The organism is Rhodococcus sp. AB351 (genome assembly GCF_049538275.1).
Classification (GTDB): domain Bacteria; phylum Actinomycetota; class Actinomycetes; order Mycobacteriales; family Mycobacteriaceae; genus Rhodococcus.
In genome coordinates this window covers 76,411-95,831 of record NZ_JBMVFW010000009.1, presented here as the reverse complement: position 1 = coordinate 95,831, position 19,421 = coordinate 76,411, and the positions used below count along the sequence as shown (strand labels likewise).

17 protein-coding genes and 1 tRNA gene are annotated in these 19,421 nt (G+C 69.1%); 4 read left to right on the top strand and 14 right to left on the bottom strand.

The window, feature by feature from the left end:
• Nucleotides 1-29: 29 nt before the first annotated feature.
• Nucleotides 30-953: a peptide chain release factor N(5)-glutamine methyltransferase gene (prmC, locus tag ACPCXD_RS17870; RefSeq protein ID WP_016693800.1), complete on the bottom strand. Its 924-nt coding sequence runs from the start codon at nucleotides 951-953 to the stop codon at nucleotides 30-32.
• Between the two features lie 184 nt (nucleotides 954-1,137).
• On the opposite strand from prmC, the gene ACPCXD_RS17865 reads away from it, so the two are divergent.
• Nucleotides 1,138-1,608 carry a hypothetical protein gene (locus tag ACPCXD_RS17865; RefSeq protein ID WP_160877206.1) on the top strand — a complete coding sequence of 157 codons (471 nt, stop codon included), beginning with the start codon at nucleotides 1,138-1,140 and terminating at the stop codon, nucleotides 1,606-1,608.
• 33 nt (nucleotides 1,609-1,641) lie between these two features.
• Here the strand turns inward: ACPCXD_RS17865 and prfA are convergent, their stop codons facing one another.
• From prfA to argS, 8 genes are all read right to left on the bottom strand, one after another.
• Complete coding sequence (prfA, locus tag ACPCXD_RS17860) at nucleotides 1,642-2,721, bottom strand: peptide chain release factor 1 (protein WP_016693798.1); 1,080 nt, start codon at nucleotides 2,719-2,721, stop codon at nucleotides 1,642-1,644.
• A gap of 88 nt (nucleotides 2,722-2,809) precedes the next feature.
• Complete coding sequence (gene rpmE / locus ACPCXD_RS17855; RefSeq protein ID WP_006552583.1) at nucleotides 2,810-3,043, bottom strand: 50S ribosomal protein L31; 234 nt, start codon at nucleotides 3,041-3,043, stop codon at nucleotides 2,810-2,812.
• Nucleotides 3,044-3,165: 122 nt separating this feature from the next.
• The gene (gene rho, locus ACPCXD_RS17850; RefSeq protein ID WP_237451359.1) at nucleotides 3,166-5,136 is read right to left on the bottom strand and encodes a transcription termination factor Rho; all 1,971 of its coding nucleotides are present in this window, start codon (nucleotides 5,134-5,136) and stop codon (nucleotides 3,166-3,168) included.
• Between the two features lie 515 nt (nucleotides 5,137-5,651).
• Entirely contained in the window at nucleotides 5,652-6,581 is a 930-nt protein-coding gene (gene thrB / locus ACPCXD_RS17845) for a homoserine kinase (protein ID WP_016693796.1), read from the bottom strand.
• 37 nt (nucleotides 6,582-6,618) lie between these two features.
• Complete coding sequence (gene thrC / locus ACPCXD_RS17840) at nucleotides 6,619-7,710, bottom strand: threonine synthase (protein ID WP_016693795.1); 1,092 nt, start codon at nucleotides 7,708-7,710, stop codon at nucleotides 6,619-6,621.
• On the bottom strand, nucleotides 7,707-8,993 hold the full coding sequence (locus tag ACPCXD_RS17835) for a homoserine dehydrogenase (protein WP_016693794.1): 1,287 nt from the start codon (nucleotides 8,991-8,993) through the stop codon (nucleotides 7,707-7,709). The genes thrC and ACPCXD_RS17835 overlap by 4 nt, the downstream gene beginning before the upstream one ends.
• A gap of 38 nt (nucleotides 8,994-9,031) precedes the next feature.
• Nucleotides 9,032-10,453: a diaminopimelate decarboxylase gene (lysA, locus tag ACPCXD_RS17830; RefSeq protein ID WP_145691566.1), complete on the bottom strand. Its 1,422-nt coding sequence runs from the start codon at nucleotides 10,451-10,453 to the stop codon at nucleotides 9,032-9,034.
• The gene (gene argS, locus ACPCXD_RS17825) at nucleotides 10,450-12,102 is read right to left on the bottom strand and encodes an arginine--tRNA ligase (protein WP_277371383.1); all 1,653 of its coding nucleotides are present in this window, start codon (nucleotides 12,100-12,102) and stop codon (nucleotides 10,450-10,452) included. The genes lysA and argS overlap by 4 nt, the downstream gene beginning before the upstream one ends.
• A gap of 155 nt (nucleotides 12,103-12,257) precedes the next feature.
• Here argS and ACPCXD_RS17820 point away from each other — a divergent pair, with 155 nt between their 5' ends.
• From ACPCXD_RS17820 to ACPCXD_RS17810, 3 genes are all read left to right on the top strand, one after another.
• Nucleotides 12,258-13,079: a thioredoxin-like domain-containing protein gene (locus tag ACPCXD_RS17820; protein ID WP_160877198.1), complete on the top strand. Its 822-nt coding sequence runs from the start codon at nucleotides 12,258-12,260 to the stop codon at nucleotides 13,077-13,079.
• A 2-nt stretch (nucleotides 13,080-13,081) separates the two neighbouring features.
• Nucleotides 13,082-13,795 (top strand): DUF305 domain-containing protein, encoded by a 714-nt coding sequence (locus ACPCXD_RS17815; protein WP_423660569.1) that lies wholly within the window; start codon nucleotides 13,082-13,084, stop codon nucleotides 13,793-13,795.
• A gap of 121 nt (nucleotides 13,796-13,916) precedes the next feature.
• Nucleotides 13,917-13,992: transfer RNA gene (locus tag ACPCXD_RS17810), tRNA-Arg, on the top strand.
• A 64-nt stretch (nucleotides 13,993-14,056) separates the two neighbouring features.
• Here the strand turns inward: ACPCXD_RS17810 and ACPCXD_RS17805 are convergent.
• The 5 genes from ACPCXD_RS17805 to cysD are packed head-to-tail and all read right to left on the bottom strand — an operon-like array spanning nucleotide 14,057 to nucleotide 19,412.
• On the bottom strand, nucleotides 14,057-14,419 hold the full coding sequence (locus ACPCXD_RS17805; RefSeq protein WP_016693789.1) for a nuclear transport factor 2 family protein: 363 nt from the start codon (nucleotides 14,417-14,419) through the stop codon (nucleotides 14,057-14,059).
• Nucleotides 14,416-15,414 (bottom strand): MBL fold metallo-hydrolase, encoded by a 999-nt coding sequence (locus ACPCXD_RS17800; protein WP_088899317.1) that lies wholly within the window; start codon nucleotides 15,412-15,414, stop codon nucleotides 14,416-14,418. The genes ACPCXD_RS17805 and ACPCXD_RS17800 overlap by 4 nt, the downstream gene beginning before the upstream one ends.
• Before the next feature lie 52 nt (nucleotides 15,415-15,466).
• On the bottom strand, nucleotides 15,467-16,648 hold the full coding sequence (locus ACPCXD_RS17795; RefSeq protein ID WP_423660566.1) for a 3'(2'),5'-bisphosphate nucleotidase CysQ: 1,182 nt from the start codon (nucleotides 16,646-16,648) through the stop codon (nucleotides 15,467-15,469).
• A complete protein-coding gene (gene cysC / locus ACPCXD_RS17790; protein ID WP_423660564.1) occupies nucleotides 16,645-18,480 on the bottom strand; it encodes an adenylyl-sulfate kinase in 1,836 nt (611 codons plus the stop codon). The genes ACPCXD_RS17795 and cysC overlap by 4 nt, the downstream gene beginning before the upstream one ends.
• On the bottom strand, nucleotides 18,480-19,412 hold the full coding sequence (gene cysD, locus ACPCXD_RS17785) for a sulfate adenylyltransferase subunit CysD (RefSeq protein ID WP_423660562.1): 933 nt from the start codon (nucleotides 19,410-19,412) through the stop codon (nucleotides 18,480-18,482). The genes cysC and cysD overlap by 1 nt, the downstream gene beginning before the upstream one ends.
• Nucleotides 19,413-19,421 lie beyond the last annotated feature (9 nt).

The following is a 19,421-nucleotide window of genomic DNA, read 5'->3' as shown; positions in this document are numbered from 1 at the left end:
CGCAATCGGCACCGGACGGGTCCTGCCCGTCAGCCGTCCGCCGCAGACCGTACCGACTTCATGCGGTCGGCCTCCACCGCGGTGGGCACACGATGTGCGGTCACGAATCGGGCCTTCCCGGCGAGGTCGGGGTGCCGTACGACGTCGCCGAACACCCGACGCTGCTCGAACAGTTCGGCGACCAGCAGGCTGTGCGTGTCGTCGTGCTCGACCGCTGCCGCTCCCCCGATCCGCAGCCACCGCGCGATGTTGGAGACCATCGGCCGGATGACGGACAGTCCGTCCGCTCCCCCGAAGAGCGCCGAATGCGGATCGTGTTCGATCACCTCGGGTTCGAGGTCGGCCCCCTCCGGGATGTAGGGCGGGTTGGCGACCACCAGGTCGACACTGCCCTCGAGGTTGGTGAGCAGGGTGCGGTCGGTGACGTCGCCCTGGTACAGCCGGATCGGGGTGTCCCCCTCGTCCGCGCGGGTCTCGGCATTGCGTCGTGCCCACGCAAGGGCCTTCGCCTCGAGCTCGACGGCGTGGACCTCGGCGTCGGGACGCGCATGAGCGATCGCCAGGGCCAGCGCGCCGGATCCGGTGCACAGGTCGAGGACGACCGGGTTGCGGCTGCCGTGGCGTTCGAGGAAGGCCAGCGCCCATCCGAGCAGCAGTTCCGTCTCGGGCCGCGGGACGAACACCCCCGGCCCCACCGCGAGGTCGATCTCCCCCATCGGCGAGGTACCGATGATGTACTGCAGAGGAATTCGCTTCGCCCGCTGTTCGACCATCGACCGGTAGGCGTCGATGGTCGTCGCGTCGACGAGCGGGACCAGACCGAGTCGCCCCCGCTCGATGCCGAGCAGGTGCGCTGCGAGAAGTTCGGCGTCGACCCGGGGACTCGGGACTCCTGCTTCCTCGAGGACCGATGCCGCTTCGATGATGGCCAGGCGCAGAGGTTGACGGCTCACGCCTTACAGCGTGCCACGACCTCGGACCAGCACTACGCCGAGGTAGCCCTCGCATTGCACGCAGAAGTCACGGACCGGACATCGGGGGTGTTTCCGGCAACGTGATTGACAGCACGCCGGGAGGGGCACCCGAACGAGGACCGATACCTTCCGGTCGGTTTCATCGACAGAAAGGGATTGCTTCATGAAGACGCGGACTGTGCGTGGAATCACCGTTCTTGCCGCTGCGGGCGCGACCGCCTTCGCGGCCCCTGCTCTCGCGAGTGCCGAGCCCATCGACTTCCAGCCGATCCCCATCGGATGCCCGGCGGGCATCGGCTCGGTCGACACGGAGACCGTTCTCGCCGAGGAGGACGCGGAGCCCGGCCAGATCGAGTACGAGATCGAGCAGGAGGGCAGCGGAGGAGGCCAGATCAACTGGCTGAACCTGAGGACGCTGCAGCTGGGCGACGGTGTCCTTCCGGAAGCAATCGACGAGGAGGAGCCTGCGGTCGCCCTCCAGACCGGGGACGGACTCGTCGTCAGCGCAGTCTGGGGCGCCCATCAGAACGCCGACGGTCAGGGTTGCTTCCTGCTGCCGGGCGTCGATCTCACGAATGTTCCGCCGGCAGCGGCACCCGAGGAGAACGAAGACACCGACCCGACGGTGGAGTAGAGCCCCACTCCCCCGCCAGAGCCCGGTTCGCGGTTACTCCGCCGCGAGCCGGGCTTCTCTGTCCGCAGCGCCCAGGGCGTCGAGCAGCGCGTCGAGTTCGCCGTCGAGCACCGCGTCGAGGTTGTGGGACTTGAAGCCGATGCGGTGATCGGTGATCCGGTTCTCCGGGAAGTTGTAGGTGCGGATGCGTTCCGACCGGTCGACGGTCCGGACCTGGCTGGCGCGACCCGCCGATGCCTCGGCCTCGGCCGCCTCTTCCGCCGCCGCCTGCAGGCGCGCCGCGAGGACCTGCATCGCGCGGGCCTTGTTCTGCAGCTGCGAGCGTTCGTTCTGGCAGGTCACCACGATTCCGGTGGGAAGGTGCGTGATGCGCACGGCCGAGTCGGTGGTGTTGACGCCCTGACCACCCTTGCCGGACGACCGGTAGACGTCGATGCGCAGGTCGCCCTCGTCGATCTGCACTTGCTCGACCTCGTCGGGCTCGGGATAGACGAACACCCCGGCCGCGGAGGTGTGCACGCGTCCCTGCGACTCGGTGACGGGCACACGCTGGACACGGTGCACGCCGCCTTCGAACTTCAGACGGGACCACACGCCGTCGCGCACGTCGGTCCGCGACTTGATCGACAGCGTGACGTCCTTGTAGCCGCCGAGATCGGAGTAGGTGGCACCGAGAACCTCGACGCGCCAACCGGCACGTTCGGCGTAGCGCGTGTACATCCGGGCGAGATCACCGGCGAACAGAGCGGACTCCTCGCCGCCCTCACCGGACTTGACCTCGAGGACCACGTCGTCGCTGTCGTGCGGGTCGCGGGGCGCGAGCAGGTCGGTCAGCGAACGGTCGAGCTCGGCGACCTGCGCCTCGAGGTCGTCGACCTCGGACGCGAACGACGAGTCGTCGGCGGCGAGTTCGCGCGCCGCCTCGAGATCCTCGCGGGCCTGCTTCAGAGCGTTGTAGGTCGACATCACGGGGGCGAGCTCCGCGAACCGCTTACCCACCCGACGCGCTGCCGCAGGATCGTCGTGCAGCGACGGGTCGGACAGCTGCTGCTCCAGACCCGCGTGTTCGGCCAGGATGTCGTCGATGGCCGACGGCTTGGTCTGCCCCGCCATGAGTGTGCTCCGCTCTGATTTCGATCCTTGCAATGAAAAAGCCGACGCCCGGCCTGCACGAGGGCAGTACCGGGCGTCGGCGTGACAGCTAGCTGTCGGAAGCGGCCTTCTTCGGCGCACGCTTGCCGTAGCGAGCCTCGAAGCGCGCGACGCGTCCACCGGTGTCGAGGATCTTCTGCTTGCCGGTGTAGAACGGGTGGCAGTTGGAGCAGACTTCGACGTTGATACGTCCCGACTCCTTGGTGCTGCGCGTCTCGAACGTGTTACCGCAACCGCAGACGACGGTCGTCGTCACGTAGTTGGGGTGGATTCCTGCCTTCATGGTGTCCCTTTCGTGGCCGCCGGGTCGCCTTCGCGGGTCGAAGACGTGAACCGGAGCCGGACTGAGCCTGTCGATTATGCCAAACGTAGGGCCCCGGGAAGAAATTCCCCGGGGCGCCGACGTCAGTCGTCGAGTGCCCCCGGTGCGGTCTTCGCCACATTCATGAGGAACTCGATGTTCGTCTTGGACTTCTTGAGCCGATCGATGAGCAGATCGATCGCCTGGTGCGAATCGAGGCCCGAGAGCACGCGGCGCAGCTTGTGCACCACGGCGAACTCGTCGGGGCTCATGAGCAGCTCGTCCTTGCGGGTACCGGACGGGTTGACGTCGACCGCCGGGAACACGCGTCGCTCGGCGATCTTCCGGTCGAGCTTGAGCTCGGCGTTACCCGTGCCCTTGAACTCCTCGAAGATCACGGTGTCGCCGGTGGAACCGGTCTCGACCATCGCGGTGGCGATGATCGTGAGCGATCCGCCGTTCTCGATGTTGCGGGCAGCACCGAGGAAACGCTTCGGCGGGTACAGCGCGGTCGAGTCGACACCACCGGAGAGGATGCGTCCGGATGCCGGCGACGAGTTGTTGTACGCGCGGCCGAGACGGGTGATGGAGTCGAGAAGCACCACGACGTCCTGGCCCATCTCCACGAGGCGCTTCGCACGCTCGATGGCGAGCTCGGCGACCGAGGTGTGATCCGACGGCGGCCGGTCGAAGGTCGAGGCGATGACCTCGCCCTTCACCGAACGCTGCATGTCGGTGACCTCTTCGGGACGCTCGTCGACGAGCACGACCATCAGGTAGCACTCGGGGTTGTTGACGGCGATCGCGTTCGCGATGTCCTGGAGGACCGTGGTCTTACCGGCCTTCGGCGGCGACACGATCAGCGCGCGCTGACCCTTACCGATCGGCATGACCAGGTCGATCACGCGCGTGGTGAGGATGTTCGGCTGGGTCTCGAGCCGCAGACGCTGGTTGGGGTACAGCGGCGTGAGCTTGTTGAACTCGGGGCGGCGCTTGGCCGAATCCACATCGCGGCCGTTGACCGTGTCGAGGCGGACCAGCGGGTTGAACTTCTGACGCTGGTTGCTCTGCTCGCCCTCGCGGGGAACCCGCACGGCACCGGTGATGGCGTCGCCGCGGCGCAGGCCGTTCTTGCGCACCATGTTCATCGAGACGTACACGTCGTTCGGGCCGGCGAGGTAGCCGGACGTGCGGACGAACGCGTAGTTGTCGAGGACGTCGAGGATTCCGGCGACCGGCTGCAGGACGTCGTCCTCGCGGATCTCGGGCTCGCGCGAGTCCGAACCGCTCTCGCCGCGGTCGCGTCCACGACGACGCTCACGGAAGCGACGACCCCGGCGGCCGCGGCCGCCTTCCTCGTCGTCTCCCCCACGATTGTCCTGGCCCTGGCGCGGACCCTGGTTACCGCCGTCGCGATCGCCACCGTCCTGGTTGCGGTCGCCCTGGTTGCGGTCGCGGCGCGAGGAGCCGTCGCCGGAGTTACGGTCCTGGCCACGCTCGCGCTGCGAGTCGCGATCCTGACCCTTGTCGCGCTGCGAGTCGCGATCCTGACCCTTGTCGCGCTGCGAGTCGCGATCCTGGCGACCGTCCTCGGACGCGTCGGTGCCCTCGGTCTGCTGGTTCTGGTCGGCGTTGTCGCCACCGCGGCGTCCGCGACGGCCACGGCCGCGACGGTTCCCGTCGGATTCGTTGTCGCCGCTGGAGGTCTGGCCGCCCTGCGGCTTCTCCTGCGAGCCCTCGTCGCCGGACTTCACGTCGGCCTTCTGCTCGGCCGGCGCGGCGTCGGCCTTCTGCTCGGGCGCGGCGGTCTCGTCGGCGGCGGCACGGCCACGGCGACCGCGGGTGCCACGCGAGGGCGCTCCCTCGGGCTTGTCGGCCGTCTCGGTCTTCGCTGCTGCTTCGGCCTTCTCGGGCGCAGCCGTCTTCTCGGCGCCGGAGGCAGGCTGCTCGGCAGGTGCGGCGGCGCCGCCTCCCTGCTTCTCCTTGATCGCAGCGATGAGATCACCCTTGCGCATCCCGGAGGTGCCCTTGATTCCGAGCTCGGCGGCAAGAGTCCGCAACTCGGCGAGCACCATGCCCGAAAGGCCTGCTCCGCGGCGACCGCGCGTGGTCGTCCGGCTACCGGCCTCGGGAATGTCGAGTGCAGGTGTAGTGATCAGGTCCGTATCTGTCACGGAGATCCTTCCTTCCCTCGCTCGCTCATGCGCAGCAGAGGGTTCGTCCCGCAGATCAGTTCGTCCACTGAGCTGGGATTTGCCGTACGAGTTCAGGGAAAACGAACGGTCGGCACGTCCGCCACCACACCGAAATCCGGTAGGTGCGGTCTGTCCCCCTCCCGGATCCGGGAGCAGGTGAGGATCGATCCAGGCTCGACGCCCCGATGGAGCTGGAGTGATTGCCCTGGAGAATCCGGCGACTGATACGCACGACGTGCGGACACCCCACAGAATAGCGACGATCTGTACGTAGAGCAAGAATCGCCGTGCCGGATGGGACGTGTGTGTTGCACCACCCGTCGACCCCCATCCGGCCCCGCCCCTCGGGCCCGTCCAGCACCGCCCCTCGGGCCGTCCAGCACCGCGTGTCGGTCTCAGTCGACCTGGACGCCCTCGGCGATCTCGAGGTCGAGCACCGTCAGTTCGTCGGCCTCGGCGGCGGCCCGCAGCTCGTCGGGCAGCGCGGAGGTCGTGAGCGCGAGGACCGTCGGCCCGGCGCCCGAGACGACGGCGGGGATGCCCGCCTCGCGCAGTGCTGCCACCCATTTGGTGGTGAGCGGCAGTGCGGGCGCCCGCTGGGCCTGGTGGAGCAGATCCTGCGTCGCCGGCATCAGCAGTTCGGGGCGCTCGGTGAGCGCGACGACCGCCAGAGCCGCCCGGCTGACGTTGAACGCCGCGTCCCGGTGCGGGACGAGTTCGGGCAGCAGGCCCCGGGTGTGGGCCGTCGACGAACGGACCGACGGGACGAAGGCGTACGCCTTGATGTCCGGGTGCACGCGCAGGTTCACCGCGCGGTAGGTCCGCTGCTCGGAGTCGACCTCGGCCTCGGTCCACGACACCACTGCCCCACCGAGGACGCTCGCGGAGGCGTTGTCGGGATGGCCCTCGAACTCGGAGGCGAGCTGCACGAGCTGCTCGTCGTCGAGGACGCGCTCGGGAGCGATCTTGCGGACGAGCCCGTTGGCCGCCGCCAGTCCTCCCACCGCCGCCGAGGCGGAGGACCCCAGGCCACGCGAGTGCGGGATGACGTTGTGGCACACGACGTCCAGTCCGTCCGCCCACACACCGGCGGCCTCGAGTCCTCGCTCGACGGCACGGACCACGAGGTGCGAGGGTCCCCACGGAACCTCCTGGGCGCCTTCCCCCTCCACCTTCACGTCGAGCCCGGAAGCCGTTGTGGTGACGGTGATCTCGTCGTACAGACCGAGGGCGAGACCCAGGCAGTCGAAGCCGGGGCCCAGATTCGCGCTCGAGGCGGGAACCCGTGCCGTCACCGAAAGCCCCACGGGCAACGTCTGCGTCATGTCCTGATTCCCAACGGAGGAAGGCGTGGCGGTCAACTCAGGCCAACTCGAGCGCGGAGGCGACCGCGACCGGGTCGACCGGGATGGGCTCGACCACGGGCACGTCGCGCAGGGCCGTATCGGGATCCTTGAGACCGTTGCCGGTCACGGTGCACACGACCTTGAGGCCGCGCTCGAGCCAGCCTTCCTTGCTCGCGGCGAGCAGGCCGGCGATGGACGCGGCCGAGGCCGGCTCGACGAAGATCGACTCGGACTTCGCGAGCAGCCGGTACGCCTCGAGGATCTCCTCGTCGGTCGCCGCGCGGAACGCGCCGTTCGACTCCTCCTTGGCGGCCACCGCGCCGTTCCACGATGCGGGGGCACCGATGCGGATGGCGGTCGCGATGGTCTCGGGATCCTTCACGGGATGGCCGAGGACGAGCGGTGCGGCACCGGCCGCCTGGACGCCGAGCATGCGCGGGCGGCGCGTGCTGAGGCCGTCGGCCGCGTACTCGCTGTAGCCCTTCCAGTAGGCCGTGATGTTGCCGGCGTTGCCGACGGGCAGGATGTGCACGTCGGGAGCGTCGCCGAGCGCGTCGACGATCTCGAAGGCCGCGGTCTTCTGGCCCTCGATGCGCACCGGGTTCACCGAGTTGACCAGACCGATGGTGGAGAACTCGGCGGTGGTCTTGCGGGCGAGTTCGAGGCAGTCGTCGAAGTTGCCCTCGACCTGGACGATCTTCGCGCCGTGCATGACGGCCTGGGCGAGCTTGCCCATCGCGATCTTGCCCTGCGGCACGAGCACCGCGCAGCCGATACCGGCGCGGGCGGCGTAGGCGGCAGCCGACGCGGAGGTGTTGCCGGTGGAGGCGCACAGCACGGCCTGCTTGCCGGTCGCGAGGGCCTCGGTGACCGCCATGGTCATACCGCGGTCCTTGAAGGAGCCGGTGGGGTTGAGCCCCTCGACCTTCACGTGGACCTCGCAGCCGGTGATCTCCGACAGACGCGGAGCCGGGAGCAGCGGCGTGCCACCCTCGCGCAGCGTGACCGTCTTCCAGTCGTCACCGATCGGCAGGCGCGAACGGTACGCCTCGATCAGGCCCGGCCACGGCGTGTGCACGGGGGTGGTGTTCTTCTCGGCCGCGCTCATTCGGCGGATCCCTCCAGTCTCAGGACGCTGGTCACAGCGATCACGGATTCGAGTTTGTCGAGCGCTGCGACGGTATCCGCCAGCGCACGGTCGGTGGCCTGATGGGTGAGTACCACCAGACGGGCAGCGTCGCCGGCGCCTTCCTGGCGGACCGCTGCGATGCTCACGCCCCGCGTGGCGAACTCGGCGGCGACCGCAGAGAGCACGCCGGCGCGGTCGGCGACCTTCAGATTGACGTAGTAGCGGGTGAGGATGTCGCTCATGGGCGCGATCTCCAGCTGCGCGTACTTCGACTCACGCGGACCACGACCACCCTGCACCCGGTTGCGGGCGGCCATCACCAGGTCGCCCATCACGGCGGAGGCGGTGGGGGCGCCACCGGCACCCTGGCCGTAGAACATGAGCCGGCCCGAGGACTCCGCTTCAACGACGACGGCGTTGAACGCGCCGTTGACCGAGGCCAACGGATGCTCGCGGGGCACGAGGGCCGGGTAGACCCGGGCGGACACGCGGTCCTTGCCGTCGGCGGACGGGACTCGCTCGCACAACGCGAGCAGCTTGATCGTGCAGTTGAGCGCGCGCGCCGAGGTGAGGTCGGCGGCGGTGATCGACGAGATGCCCTCGCGGTAGACGTCGGCTGCCGTCACGCGGGTGTGGAAAGCGATCGACGCGAGGATCGCCGCCTTCGAGGCCGCGTCGAAGCCTTCGACGTCGGCGGTGGGATCGGCCTCGGCGTATCCGAGGCGGCCGGCCTCGGCGAGCGTCTCGCCGTAGTCGGCGCCCGTCTCGTCCATGGCCGAGAGGATGTAGTTCGTGGTGCCGTTGACGATGCCGACGACCCGGTTGACCTTGTCGCCCGCGAGCGACTGGGTCAGCGGACGGATCACCGGGATCGCACCGGCCACGGACGCTTCGAAGTAGAGGTCGACGTTGCGGGCCTCGGCCACCTCGGCCAGTTCGCCGGTGTAGGCGGCGAGCAGTGCCTTGTTGGCGGTGACGACGGACTTGCCGGCGTCGAGCGCCGTGCGCACGAGCTTGCGGGGCAGTTCGATGCCACCGATGAGTTCGACGACGATGTCGACGTCGTCGCGGCGGATCAGCGCCTCGGCGTTCGTCGTGACCAGCTCCGCAGGAAGACCCCGGTCGCGGGCGGCGTCGCGCACGGCGACCCCCCGCAGCTCGAGGGGGGCACCGATGCGCGCCTCGAGATCCGCGGCGTCCTCGCGGATGATCCGCGCGACCTCGGCACCGACGGTGCCGTGCCCGAGAACCGCCACACCCACCGGACGCCGGCCCGAAGCATCGGTCGCCGTTGCACTGGTCACTCCGAAACCTCCAAGTTGAGCAGATCTTCGAGGGTCTCGCGGCGCAGCAGAACGCGCGAGACACCGTCCTTGACCGCCACGACGGCGGGGCGAGGAAGCAGGTTGTACCTGCTCGACATCGAGTAGCAGTATGCACCCGTCGCCGCGACCGCCAGTAAATCACCGGCTGCGACGTCCGCGGGCATCCAGGCGTCGCGGATGACGATGTCGCCGCTCTCGCAGTGCTTGCCGACGACGCGCGAGACCACCGGCTCGGCGTCGCTCACTCGGGAGACGAGGCGCGAGTCGTACTCCGCCTGGTACAGCGAGGTGCGGATGTTGTCGCTCATGCCGCCGTCGACGCTGATGTAACGGCGGACGTGCCCGGAACCGACCTCGACGTCCTTGAGGGTTCCCACCTCGTAGAGCGTCACCGTGCCCGGCCCGGCGATGGCGCGGCCCGGTTCGACCGCGAGGGTCGGGGCCGGCAGCCCGGCGAGCGCGGACTCGGTGCGGACGATGTCGTTGAGCTTGGCTGCGAGATCGGCGACCGGTGGCGGGTCGTCGCTCGGCACGTACGAGATGCCGAGGCCACCGCCGAGATCGACGATGTTCATCTGCGAGGTCTTGTCGACACCGAACTCGGCGACGATGTCGCGCAGCAGGCCGATGACGCGGTGGGCGGCCAGTTCGAAGCCGTCGACGTCGAAGATCTGCGAGCCGATGTGGCTGTGCAGACCGACGAGGCGGAGATTGTCGGCCGCGAAGACGCGGCGCACGGCCTGCATGGCGTTGCCGCCGGCGAGCGAGAGCCCGAACTTCTGGTCCTCGTGCGCGGTGGAGATGAACTCGTGGGTGTGGGCCTCGACGCCCACGGTCACGCGGATGAGCACGTCCTGGACGACACCGGCCTCACCGGCGACCGCGTCGAGCCGGTCGATCTCGGCGAGCGAGTCGAGCACGATGTGCCCGACCCCGGCGGTCACGGCGGCCTGCAGTTCGGGGACGGACTTGTTGTTGCCGTGCATCGCGATCTTCCCGGCGGGGAAGCCGGCGTGCAGGGCCACGGCGAGCTCACCACCGGACGAGACGTCGAGCGAGAGCCCTTCCTGATGGACCCACCGCGCGATCTCGCTGCACAGGAACGCCTTCGACGCGTAGTGCACCTTCGCCGACGGACCGAAGGCCTCCGCGATCTCCCGGCAGCGGGAGCGGAAGTCGTCCTCGTCGACGACGAACAGCGGGGTGCCGTACTTCTCGGCGAGCTCGGTCACCGGGATGCCGGCGATGCGCATGACGCCGTCCTCGCCGCGCGACGCGTTGCGCGGCCACACCTGCGGGGCGAGCGCGTTGAGCGCCGCGGCGTCGGTGGGCCGTTCGGGCAGGTTCGGGGCGTGCGGGATCTGGGCGTGGCGCGGTCCCGCCGGATGCGCGTTCACATCCGCTCCGGGGCGGTGACGCCGAGCAGGCCGAGGCCGTTGGCGAGGACCTGACGTGCAGCCGCGCACAACGCGAGTCGCGCGGTGTGCAGCGGGCCGGCCTCCTCGTCGCCCTGCGGAAGGATCCGGCAGGCGTCGTAGAAGCGGTGGTAGGTGCCCGCGAGTTCCTCGAGGTACCGGGCGACGCGGTGCGGTTCGCGCAGTTCGGCCGCCTTCGCGAGCACCCGGGGGTACTCGCCGAGGGTGCGGATCAGGTCGCCCTCGCGCTCGTGGGTGAGCAGTGCGAAGTCGGCGCCCTCGGTGGTCAGGCCGAGATCGGCGGCGTTGCGCGCGATCGACGACAGCCGCGCGTGGGCGTACTGCACGTAGTAGACCGGGTTCTCGTTCGTGGTGCTCGCCCACAGTTCGAGGTCGATGTCGATGCTCTGGTCCACCGACGACCGCACGAGCGAGTAGCGCGCGGCGTCGACGCCGATCGCCTCGACGAGGTCGTCGAGGGTGATGACGGTGCCGGCCCGCTTGCTCATCTTCACGGCCTCGCCACCGCGGACGAGGTTGACCATCTGGCCGATCATCACCTCGACGGTGTCGGGGTCGTCGCCGAAGGCCGCCGCGGCGGCCTTGAGGCGCGCGATGTAGCCGTGGTGGTCGGCCCCGAGCATGTAGATGCACAGGTCGAAGCCGCGCGAGCGCTTGTCCTGGAAGTAGGCGATGTCGCCGGCGATGTAGGCGGCGTTGCCGTCGGACTTGATGACGACGCGGTCCTTGTCGTCGCCGTAGTCGGTGCTCTTGAGCCACCAGGCGCCGTCTTCGAAGTACAGATTGCCCGACGCCTTGAGGGTCTCGACGGCCTTGTCGACCGCTCCGCTCTCGAAGAGGGAGTTCTCGTGGAAGTACACGTCGAAGTCGACACCGAACTCGTGGAGGGTGCGCTTGATGTGCGCGAACATCAGGTCCACGCCGATCGAGCGGAACGTCTCGTGGCGCTCGTCGTCGGGGAGCTCGAGGGCGTCGGGGCGCTGCTCGAGCACGGAGGAGGCGATGTCGACGATGTACGCGCCGGCGTAGCCGTCCTCGGGGGCGGGCTGTCCGAGCGCGGAGGCGATGAGCGACCGGGTGAAGCGGTCGATCTGCGCGCCGTGGTCGTTGAAGTAGTACTCGCGGGTGACCTCGCCGCCCTGGGCGGTGAGGATGCGGCCGAGCGCGTCGCCGACCGCGGCCCAGCGGGTGCCACCGAGGTGGATCGGGCCCGTGGGGTTGGCCGAGACGAACTCGAGGTTGATCCTCGTGTTCGCCAGGTCGCTGCCGTTGCCGTAGGCGGCGCCCTCGGCGAGTACCTTCGCCACGATCGCTCCCTGGGCGTCGGCGGCGAGTCGGATGTTGAGGAAGCCGGGGCCCGCGACCTCGGCGGAATCGATGCCGTCGGCGGCGGTCAGGGCCTCGGCGAGCCAGGTGGCGAGTTCGCGGGGATTGACACCGACCTTCTTCGCGACCTGCATCGCGACGTTGGTCGCGTAGTCGCCGTGCTCCGGATTGCGCGGGCGCTCGACGGTGAGGGTCTCGGGAAGAACGGACGCGTCGAGACCACGGTCGGTGAGGACACCGGCGGCGGTTCCGCGGAGCAGCTGAGCAAGGTCGGAGGGAGTCACAGGTGTCCATCCTATTGGCTGGTCGATCGCGGCGCCGACGCTCCCCCTACCGGCAGCTCCGGGCACCGCGCGGGAGCACGCCCGTAGAGTTGTGGGTGTTTGTGCGCCCGATGGGCGCGCGTCCGCCTGTCCACCCGTCGAAAGAGCACACAGCGATGCCCAGCGGTTCGGTTAGTGGCGGCTCCGGTAACAAGAAGACCGGAGCCAAGTCGTCGAAGGCCATCCAGGCCGCCAAGAAGAAGAGCGGCGGCGCTCGCGGGGTCCCCGCGCAGCGTCAGATCCCGTGGTTGACGATCGGCGGCGTGGCCCTGGTCGTCGTGCTGGTCGGCGTGATCGCTGTGAGCCTGATCCCGAAGTACCAGAACCAGCAGGAGATGTCGGCGTGGACGCCGTCGGAGTCCAATCAGGACCCGTCGGACGACATCGAGGGCGTGCTGAAGATCGAGTATCCGGCCGGTGTGCACGTCGCGCCGGGCCAGCGCGTCGCCTACGACCAGTCGCCGCCCTTCGGTGGCCCCCACGACTCCGTCTGGGCGACCTGCACCGGCACGGTCTACGAGCAGCCGGTCCGGAACGAGAACATGGTGCATTCGCTCGAGCACGGCGCGGTGTGGGTGGCCTACAACCCCGATCTGCTCGACGACGCCGAGGTCGACACGCTCCGCGCGAAGGTCGACGGCCGCACCTACATGGTGATGTCACCCTATCCGGGACTCGAGGCTCCCGTCTCACTGCAGTCGTGGGGTCACCGGCTCGAGGTCGAGAGCGTCGACGACGAACGCATCGACCAGTTCATCAGTGCGCTGCGTCTGAACCAGTACACCTATCCCGAGGTGGGTGCGAGCTGCTCGACGATCCCCGGCTCGTTCGATCCGGCGAACCCGCCGCCCTTCGACGCCTCCGAGCCCGGCCCCGACGCGGTGCCGATGAACGGGGAATCCATCGGCGACATGCAGCAGGCACCGGCCGGGAGCTGACGATGAGCGAAACCTCCTCGGACATCTCCACCACCGAGCGCGGTGGGCACAACCGGCTGCTGCTGGTGCTGCTCACCGTCGCCGCGGTCGCCGTCGGCTTCCTCGCGGGGTTCCTGTCCCGGATCCCCTTCGAGGACTCCGCGCAGGCGGCGCCGGAGGCCGGTTCGGTGGACGTCGGATTCGCGCAGGACATGATCGTGCACCACGACCAGGGCGTCGAGATGGCCGCCGTGGTGGTCTCCAATTCGGAGGACGATCGGATCCGCAACATCGCGTACGACATCCTCACCACCCAGCAGAACCAGATCGGTCAGATGCAGGGCTGGTTGTCGCTGTGGGGACAGCCGGCGCTGCCGACGGGCGAATACATGGAGTGGATGACCGAGACGGAGACGGGTCACGGCCACGGCGGTCACGGCGCGACGACAGAGTCCGAGGATTCGGACGGCTCGCACCTGATGCCGGGCATGGCGACCTCCGAGGATCTCGCGAATCTCCGGGCCGCTCGCGGTCCCGAACTGGACGTGCTCTTCCTCCAGCTGATGCTGCGCCACCACGAGGGTGGTCTGCCGATGATGGAGTACGGCGAGCAGTACGCGAGCACCTCGGCGGTGCGCAATCTGGCGGGCACGATGGTCGCCACACAGCAGGGCGAGTCGGATCTGATGAGGTCGCTGCTCGCCGAGCGCGGCGCCGAACCCCTGTCCCTCAACTGAGCCACCGATCGGGTGAAATCGCGACTTCGGACCGAAAACCGGCTCTGACCTGGCGATGTGGAGTTGAGCGCTCGATGCGCTAGGCTAACTCCCGCACCTCCGGTCATCCGGTGGTCCGGATGCCCTCGTAGCTCAGGGGATAGAGCGCTTGCCTCCGGAGCAAGAAGTCGCAGGTTCGAATCCTGCCGAGGGCACCACGAAGGCCCCGCTTCTCACGAAGCGGGGCCTTCGGCGTTCCAGGGAGTCGACTACCGGTGCCGGTCAGTTGCCGGCGGTGAAGGGTGTGGGATCGAAATAGTCGCGGCAGGCCGCGATCTTCCCGTCCACGATCTCGAAGACGCCCGTGACGGGCAGTTCGATCGTCCGGCCGTTCATCGTGAACACATCGGTGCGTTCGTTGAGCACGACGTTGCCGGAGACCGCCTGATGGTGGATGCGGTAGTCGATCGCCCCGAAGGACGTCACGAAGCCCGCGATGTACTCCTCGATGGCCGCGCGGCCGCGGATCGGTTCCATCGGGATGTTGTGGAAGACGGCGTCGTCGGCGAAGAAGGCCGCGAGTTCGGCAGGATCGGGATCGGCCCAGCGCCGGCAGAACTCGGTGACCAGCTCCTCGGGGCTCATCGGGTCTGCACGCGCGCGAAGCGGGCGGGTTCCGTACCGGGCACGCGACGGACCCGTCCCCGCTCGATGAGCTGCCGGACGTGCGCCGATCCCTCCGCGAGCGCCATCCGCTTGCCGTGCAGGGGGGTCTCGTCCCACGGCCGGTACCAGCGCATCCGGGCGGTGGCCTCCCACAGCGTGAGCTCCTCGTCGCCGAAGGCGTCGTAGAGATCGTCGAGGCGCTGGTCGTGGTGGGCGATCAGTTCGCCGACGCGGTGCGGCAGGTCGTCGATCTGCTGCCGGTGCGCGGGCAGTGCGCGTCGCACGGGCAGGTCGGCGACCGCACGCAGCGAGTCGAGGTACTCCCCCAGCGCGTCGCGTTGCGGCAGAGGGAAATCGAACTCGCCGACGTGCGGGGTCGTGGTCGCGAGGACGTGGTCGCCGCTGAACAGCACACCGTGTTCCTCGAGCAGGAAACACGCGTGGCCGGCCGTGTGACCGGGGGTCAGCACGGTGCGCAGTGACCGCCCCGTCAGCGGGATCGCCTCGTCGGCACCGAGTTTGCGGTCGGGCAGCGCGTCGGGACGGCCGACCGCCGGTACGAGGGTGGCGAGCGATTCCTCGATCGTGTCCTCGGGTGCCCCGGCGCGGCGCAGCAGATCGGCTTCCTGAGGACGGCGGTCGTCGTCGGAGAGCATGACCTCGAGGTGGGCGAAGTCGGCCTCGTTCATCGCGACCCAGCAGCCGGAGGCCTCCCGGATGCGCCCGGTGAGCCCGACGTGGTCGGGGTGGAAATGGGTGACCACCACGCCCTCGACGTCGGTGACCGACAGGCCGGCGGTGGCCAGGCCGTCCTGCAACGCTGCCCACGACCGGTCGTCGTTCCAGCCGACGTCGACGAGGACGACGCCGCGCGGGGATTCCATCACGTAGACCTGGGTGTCGCCGACGGGTAGGTCCGCCACCGGGACGGGAACGACGTGGATGCCGTCCCCGATGTCACGCGCTTCGGCCATGGTGATGCCTCTCGGTCATGGTGACTTTCTTTCGAAAGCTACAACAATGAATTCAACTATTACCCTGCGCGGGCTCGATGATCGCGACGATCGACCTGATCTCCCCCGCCGGGATGTCGAAGTGCTCCGTCACCGCGACCGACGTCTCGGCGCCCGGACCCGCCGCGATGTCCAGGACGAACCGCGCGACGACACTGTGGTGCCATTCGCGGAACTGCAGGTCGCGGACACGGCGGATGGGCCGGTATTCCGGGCCGTTCTCGAGGCGGTCGCGGATCTCGATGCCGCTGTCGCCGGTGCGCTCCCCGTTCTCGACCCGCCAGGCGTCCTCGGCGAGCCGGACGTGGGACGCGTCGTGACTGACCAGGGATCGGATGTACGCGCGTGCCATCGCGACCCGAGGGCTGTCGGTCGGCCCGGTGGCGTGCACGGCCAGCGCGGACATCACCTCCGGCGCCCAGTCGGCGCGGCAGATCACCAGGTCGGGCAGATACGGATGCGGCCGGTTGTATTCGAGTTCGCTGCCGTCGATGCGGGCGCAGTGCAGACCCGCGGCACGCGCGACCGCGACCGGCGCCGCCGAATCCCACTCCCACTGACCACCCGCGTGGATGTAGGCGTCGGCCTCCCCGCGCACCACCGCCATCGCCTTGGCACCGGCCGAGCCCATCCGGATCAGGTCGGCACCGAGATCGCGGGCCAGATCGAACACGAAGGCAGGCGGCCTGCTCCCGCTGATGACGATGCGGGGGCGACGGCGGGCCGGCCGCGGCGCCGGAACCGGATCTGCGGTGCTGTGGACGACGCCGATCGCCGGTTGCGCGACCGCGGCGGCGGTGAGCCCTCGCCCTGCCTCCCAGAGCGCGATGTGGACCGCCCAGTCGACATGGTCGGGCATCCCGTACTCCTTCGACCCGTCGAGCGGGTCGATGATCCAGACGCGGTCGGCGCCGACCCGCGCCGGATCGTCCGCGGATTCCTCCGAGAGCACCGCGTCGCCGGGGCGCGCGGCCGCCAGCCGTTCGAGGATGTACGTGTTGGCGGCGTGATCGCCGCGCCGGCCCAGCTCGCGCCCGGTGAGGGCATCCGATTCGATGGCGCGGACCGTGAGCAACAGTTCACCTGCGCCGGAAGCCGTCTCGGCTGCGAGTCGGGCGTCGTCGCCCCCGGCCGCGGGTCGAGCGTCGTCGCCCCCGGCCGCAAGGCGGGCATCGTCGCTGTAGTCGTGCGTCATGTCCTCAACAATTCCACGACGAGGCCCGCCTGCACGGCAGGCGTGCCGTCGTGGGGGCGCACGACCAGTTGGGGATCGGACGGTGGTTCGTAGGGATCGTCGACGCCGGTGAATCCGGTGATCTCGCCGGCGCGTGCCCGCGCGTACATGCCTTTCGGATCGCGGGCCTCGCAGTCGGCGAGCGGGGTGTCGACGAAGACCTCGACGAAACGGATCCCCGCCTCCTCGTGCTGGCGGCGGATGCGGTCGCGGTCCTGTCGGTAGGGGCTGATGAGCGCACAGATCGCGACGAGTCCGGCGTCGGCCATCAGTTGTGCGACCGCGCCGACGCGGCGGACGTTCTCCGCGCGGTCCTCGGGGCCGAATCCGAGGTCGGCGTTGAGGCCGTGCCTGAGGTTGTCGCCGTCGAGGCGGTAGGCGGGGATGCCTTCGGCGAGCAGTCGTCGTTCGAGTTCGACGGCGAGCGTGGACTTGCCGGAGGCGGACAGCCCCGTGAGCCACACCGTCGCCCCGGCTCTCCCCCGTTCGGTCCGCGAGACCGCCGCCGAGTGCCAGACCACCCGGCTGTCCGCCAGCGTCGGCCCGGTGATCATCCCGGCCGCGACGGTGTTGCCGGTGGGTTCGTCGACGAGCACGAAGCTTCCGGTGGTGCGGTTGCGCCGGTAGGGGTCGAACAGCAGCGGCTGTTGCGTACGCAGTTGCACGCGGCCGATCTCGTTGAGGCCGAGCGTCGTCGCGGCCTCGTCGCGGTGCAGGCTGTTGACGTCGAGCCGGTAGTCCAGCCGCGCGACCCGCGCGGTGGTCGAGCGGGTGGTGTGCAGCAGGGCGTAGCGGGCGTCCGGGTCGAGTGCGGAGCGTTCGTCGAACCAGCACACCATGGCGTCGATCTCGTGCCCGACGAGTGGACGGTTGTTGGGGCGGCACAGCATGTCACCGCGTCCGACGTCGAGGTCGTCCTCGAGTTCGACGCACACCGCCGCACCGGCGAAGGCGTGCTCGAGTTCCGTTCCGCCCGGCCCCCACAACGTCCGTACCCGTGTTCCGAAACCGGAAGGGAGAACGACCACGTCGTCGCCGGGTGCAAATCCGCCGGCGGCGACCGTTCCGGCGTAGCCGCGGAAGTCGCGGTGCTCGCCCTCGCCCGGGCGGATGACGTACTGCACGGGCAGTCGCGCGTCGATGAGGTTGGTGTCCGACGCGATGTGGACGTGTTCGAGGTGATGCAGCAGCGAAGTCCCCTCATACCACGGCATGTTCGCGGTGCGGGAGACGACGTTGTCGCCGTGCAGCGCGGAGATGGGAACGAACGCGAGGTCGGGCATGTCGAGCTTCGCCGCGAAATTCCGGAAATCGTCGCAGATCTCGTCGAACCGGCTCTGCGACCAGTCCACCAGGTCCATCTTGTTGATACACAGCACCACGTGCCGCACCCCGAGCAGCGACGCGAGGAAGGCGTGCCGGCGGGTCTGCTCGACGATGCCGTTGCGGGCATCGACGAGGACGAGCGCCAGGTCGGCGGTGGACGCCCCGGTGACCATGTTGCGCGTGTACTGCTCGTGACCGGGAGTGTCGGCGATGACGAATGTTCTGTGCGCCGTGGCGAAATAGCGATAGGCGACGTCGATCGTGATGCCCTGTTCGCGTTCGGCGCGCAGGCCGTCGGTGAGCAGCGCGAGATCGGCGCGGTCGGCGCCGCGGTCGAGGCTCGTGCGGGTCACCGCCTCGAGTTGGTCCTCGAAGACGGCCTTCGAGTCGAACAGCAATCGGCCGATCAGCGTGGACTTGCCGTCGTCGACGCTGCCGGCGGTGGCGATGCGCAGCAGGCGGGACATCAGAAATATCCTTCCCTCTTGCGGTCTTCCATCCCGGCGTCGGAGATCCGGTCGTCCGCCCGCGTCGCGCCGCGTTCGGTGACCCGGCTGGCGGAGACCTCGGTGACCACCTCGTCCGCGGTGGTGGCGGCGGATTCGACGCAGCCGGTGCACGTCGCGTCCCCGACGGTGCGGAATCGGACGAGGCTCTCGCGCGGGGTCTCCCCGGGGAGGAGGGTGAGAAAGCGGGTGTGTGCGAGCAGCATTCCGTCGCGCTCGATCACCGGGCGCCGGTGGGCGTAGTACAGGGACGGCAGGTCGACACCCTCGTCGCGGATGTACCGCCAGATGTCGAGTTCGGTCCAGTTGGACAGCGGGAAGACCCGCATGTGTTCGCCGAGGCGGTGCCGGCCGTTGTACAGCTGCCACAGTTCGGGTCGCTGCGCCTTCGGGTCCCACTGCCCGAACTCGTCGCGCAGGCTGAAGACGCGTTCCTTCGCGCGGGCCTTCTCCTCGTCGCGACGAGCACCCCCGAAGACGGCGTCGAATCCCCCTTCCTGCAATGCGCGCAGGAGGGTTCCGGTCTGCAGCCGGTTGCGGGTCGCGTGCGGTCCGTCGTCCTCGACGGCACGCCCGGCATCGATGTCGTCCTGCACCGAGGCGACGATCGACCGGAGTCCCAGGCGCTCGACGGTGCGGTCGCGGAAGTCGATCACCTCGTCGAAGTTGTGCCCGGTGTCGATGTGCAGCACGGGGAACGGCAGCGGCGCGGGCCAGAACGCCTTGGCCGCGAGGTGGAGCATGACCGCGGAGTCCTTGCCACCCGAGAACAGCAGGACGGGACGGGAGAAGGTCGCGGCGACCTCGCGGAAGATATGCACGGACTCGGCTTCGAGCGCACCGAGCAGCGAAAGTTCGTAGATCGGTGGTCGTTGCGGTGGCACCGTGGTCACTCGTGCCCC

Excerpts from the sequence above, each read along its gene's own strand:
- ACPCXD_RS17865 (WP_160877206.1), top strand. The coding sequence starts at position 1,138 with ATGAAGACGCGGACTGTGCGTGGAATCACCGTTCTTGCCGCTGCGGGC.
- prfA (WP_016693798.1), bottom strand. The coding sequence starts at position 2,721 with ATGGCGGGGCAGACCAAGCCGTCGGCCATCGACGACATCCTGGCCGAA.
- rpmE (WP_006552583.1), bottom strand. The coding sequence starts at position 3,043 with ATGAAGGCAGGAATCCACCCCAACTACGTGACGACGACCGTCGTCTGC.
- rho (WP_237451359.1), bottom strand. The coding sequence starts at position 5,136 with ATGGTGCTCGCCGAGTTGCGGACTCTTGCCGCCGAGCTCGGAATCAAG.
- thrB (WP_016693796.1), bottom strand. The coding sequence starts at position 6,581 with ATGACGCAGACGTTGCCCGTGGGGCTTTCGGTGACGGCACGGGTTCCC.
- thrC (WP_016693795.1), bottom strand. The coding sequence starts at position 7,710 with ATGAGCGCGGCCGAGAAGAACACCACCCCCGTGCACACGCCGTGGCCG.
- ACPCXD_RS17820 (WP_160877198.1), top strand. The coding sequence starts at position 12,258 with ATGCCCAGCGGTTCGGTTAGTGGCGGCTCCGGTAACAAGAAGACCGGA.
- ACPCXD_RS17815 (WP_423660569.1), top strand. The coding sequence starts at position 13,082 with ATGAGCGAAACCTCCTCGGACATCTCCACCACCGAGCGCGGTGGGCAC.
- ACPCXD_RS17805 (WP_016693789.1), bottom strand. The coding sequence starts at position 14,419 with ATGAGCCCCGAGGAGCTGGTCACCGAGTTCTGCCGGCGCTGGGCCGAT.
- ACPCXD_RS17800 (WP_088899317.1), bottom strand. The coding sequence starts at position 15,414 with ATGGCCGAAGCGCGTGACATCGGGGACGGCATCCACGTCGTTCCCGTC.
- ACPCXD_RS17795 (WP_423660566.1), bottom strand. The coding sequence starts at position 16,648 with ATGACGCACGACTACAGCGACGATGCCCGCCTTGCGGCCGGGGGCGAC.
- cysC (WP_423660564.1), bottom strand. The coding sequence starts at position 18,480 with ATGTCCCGCCTGCTGCGCATCGCCACCGCCGGCAGCGTCGACGACGGC.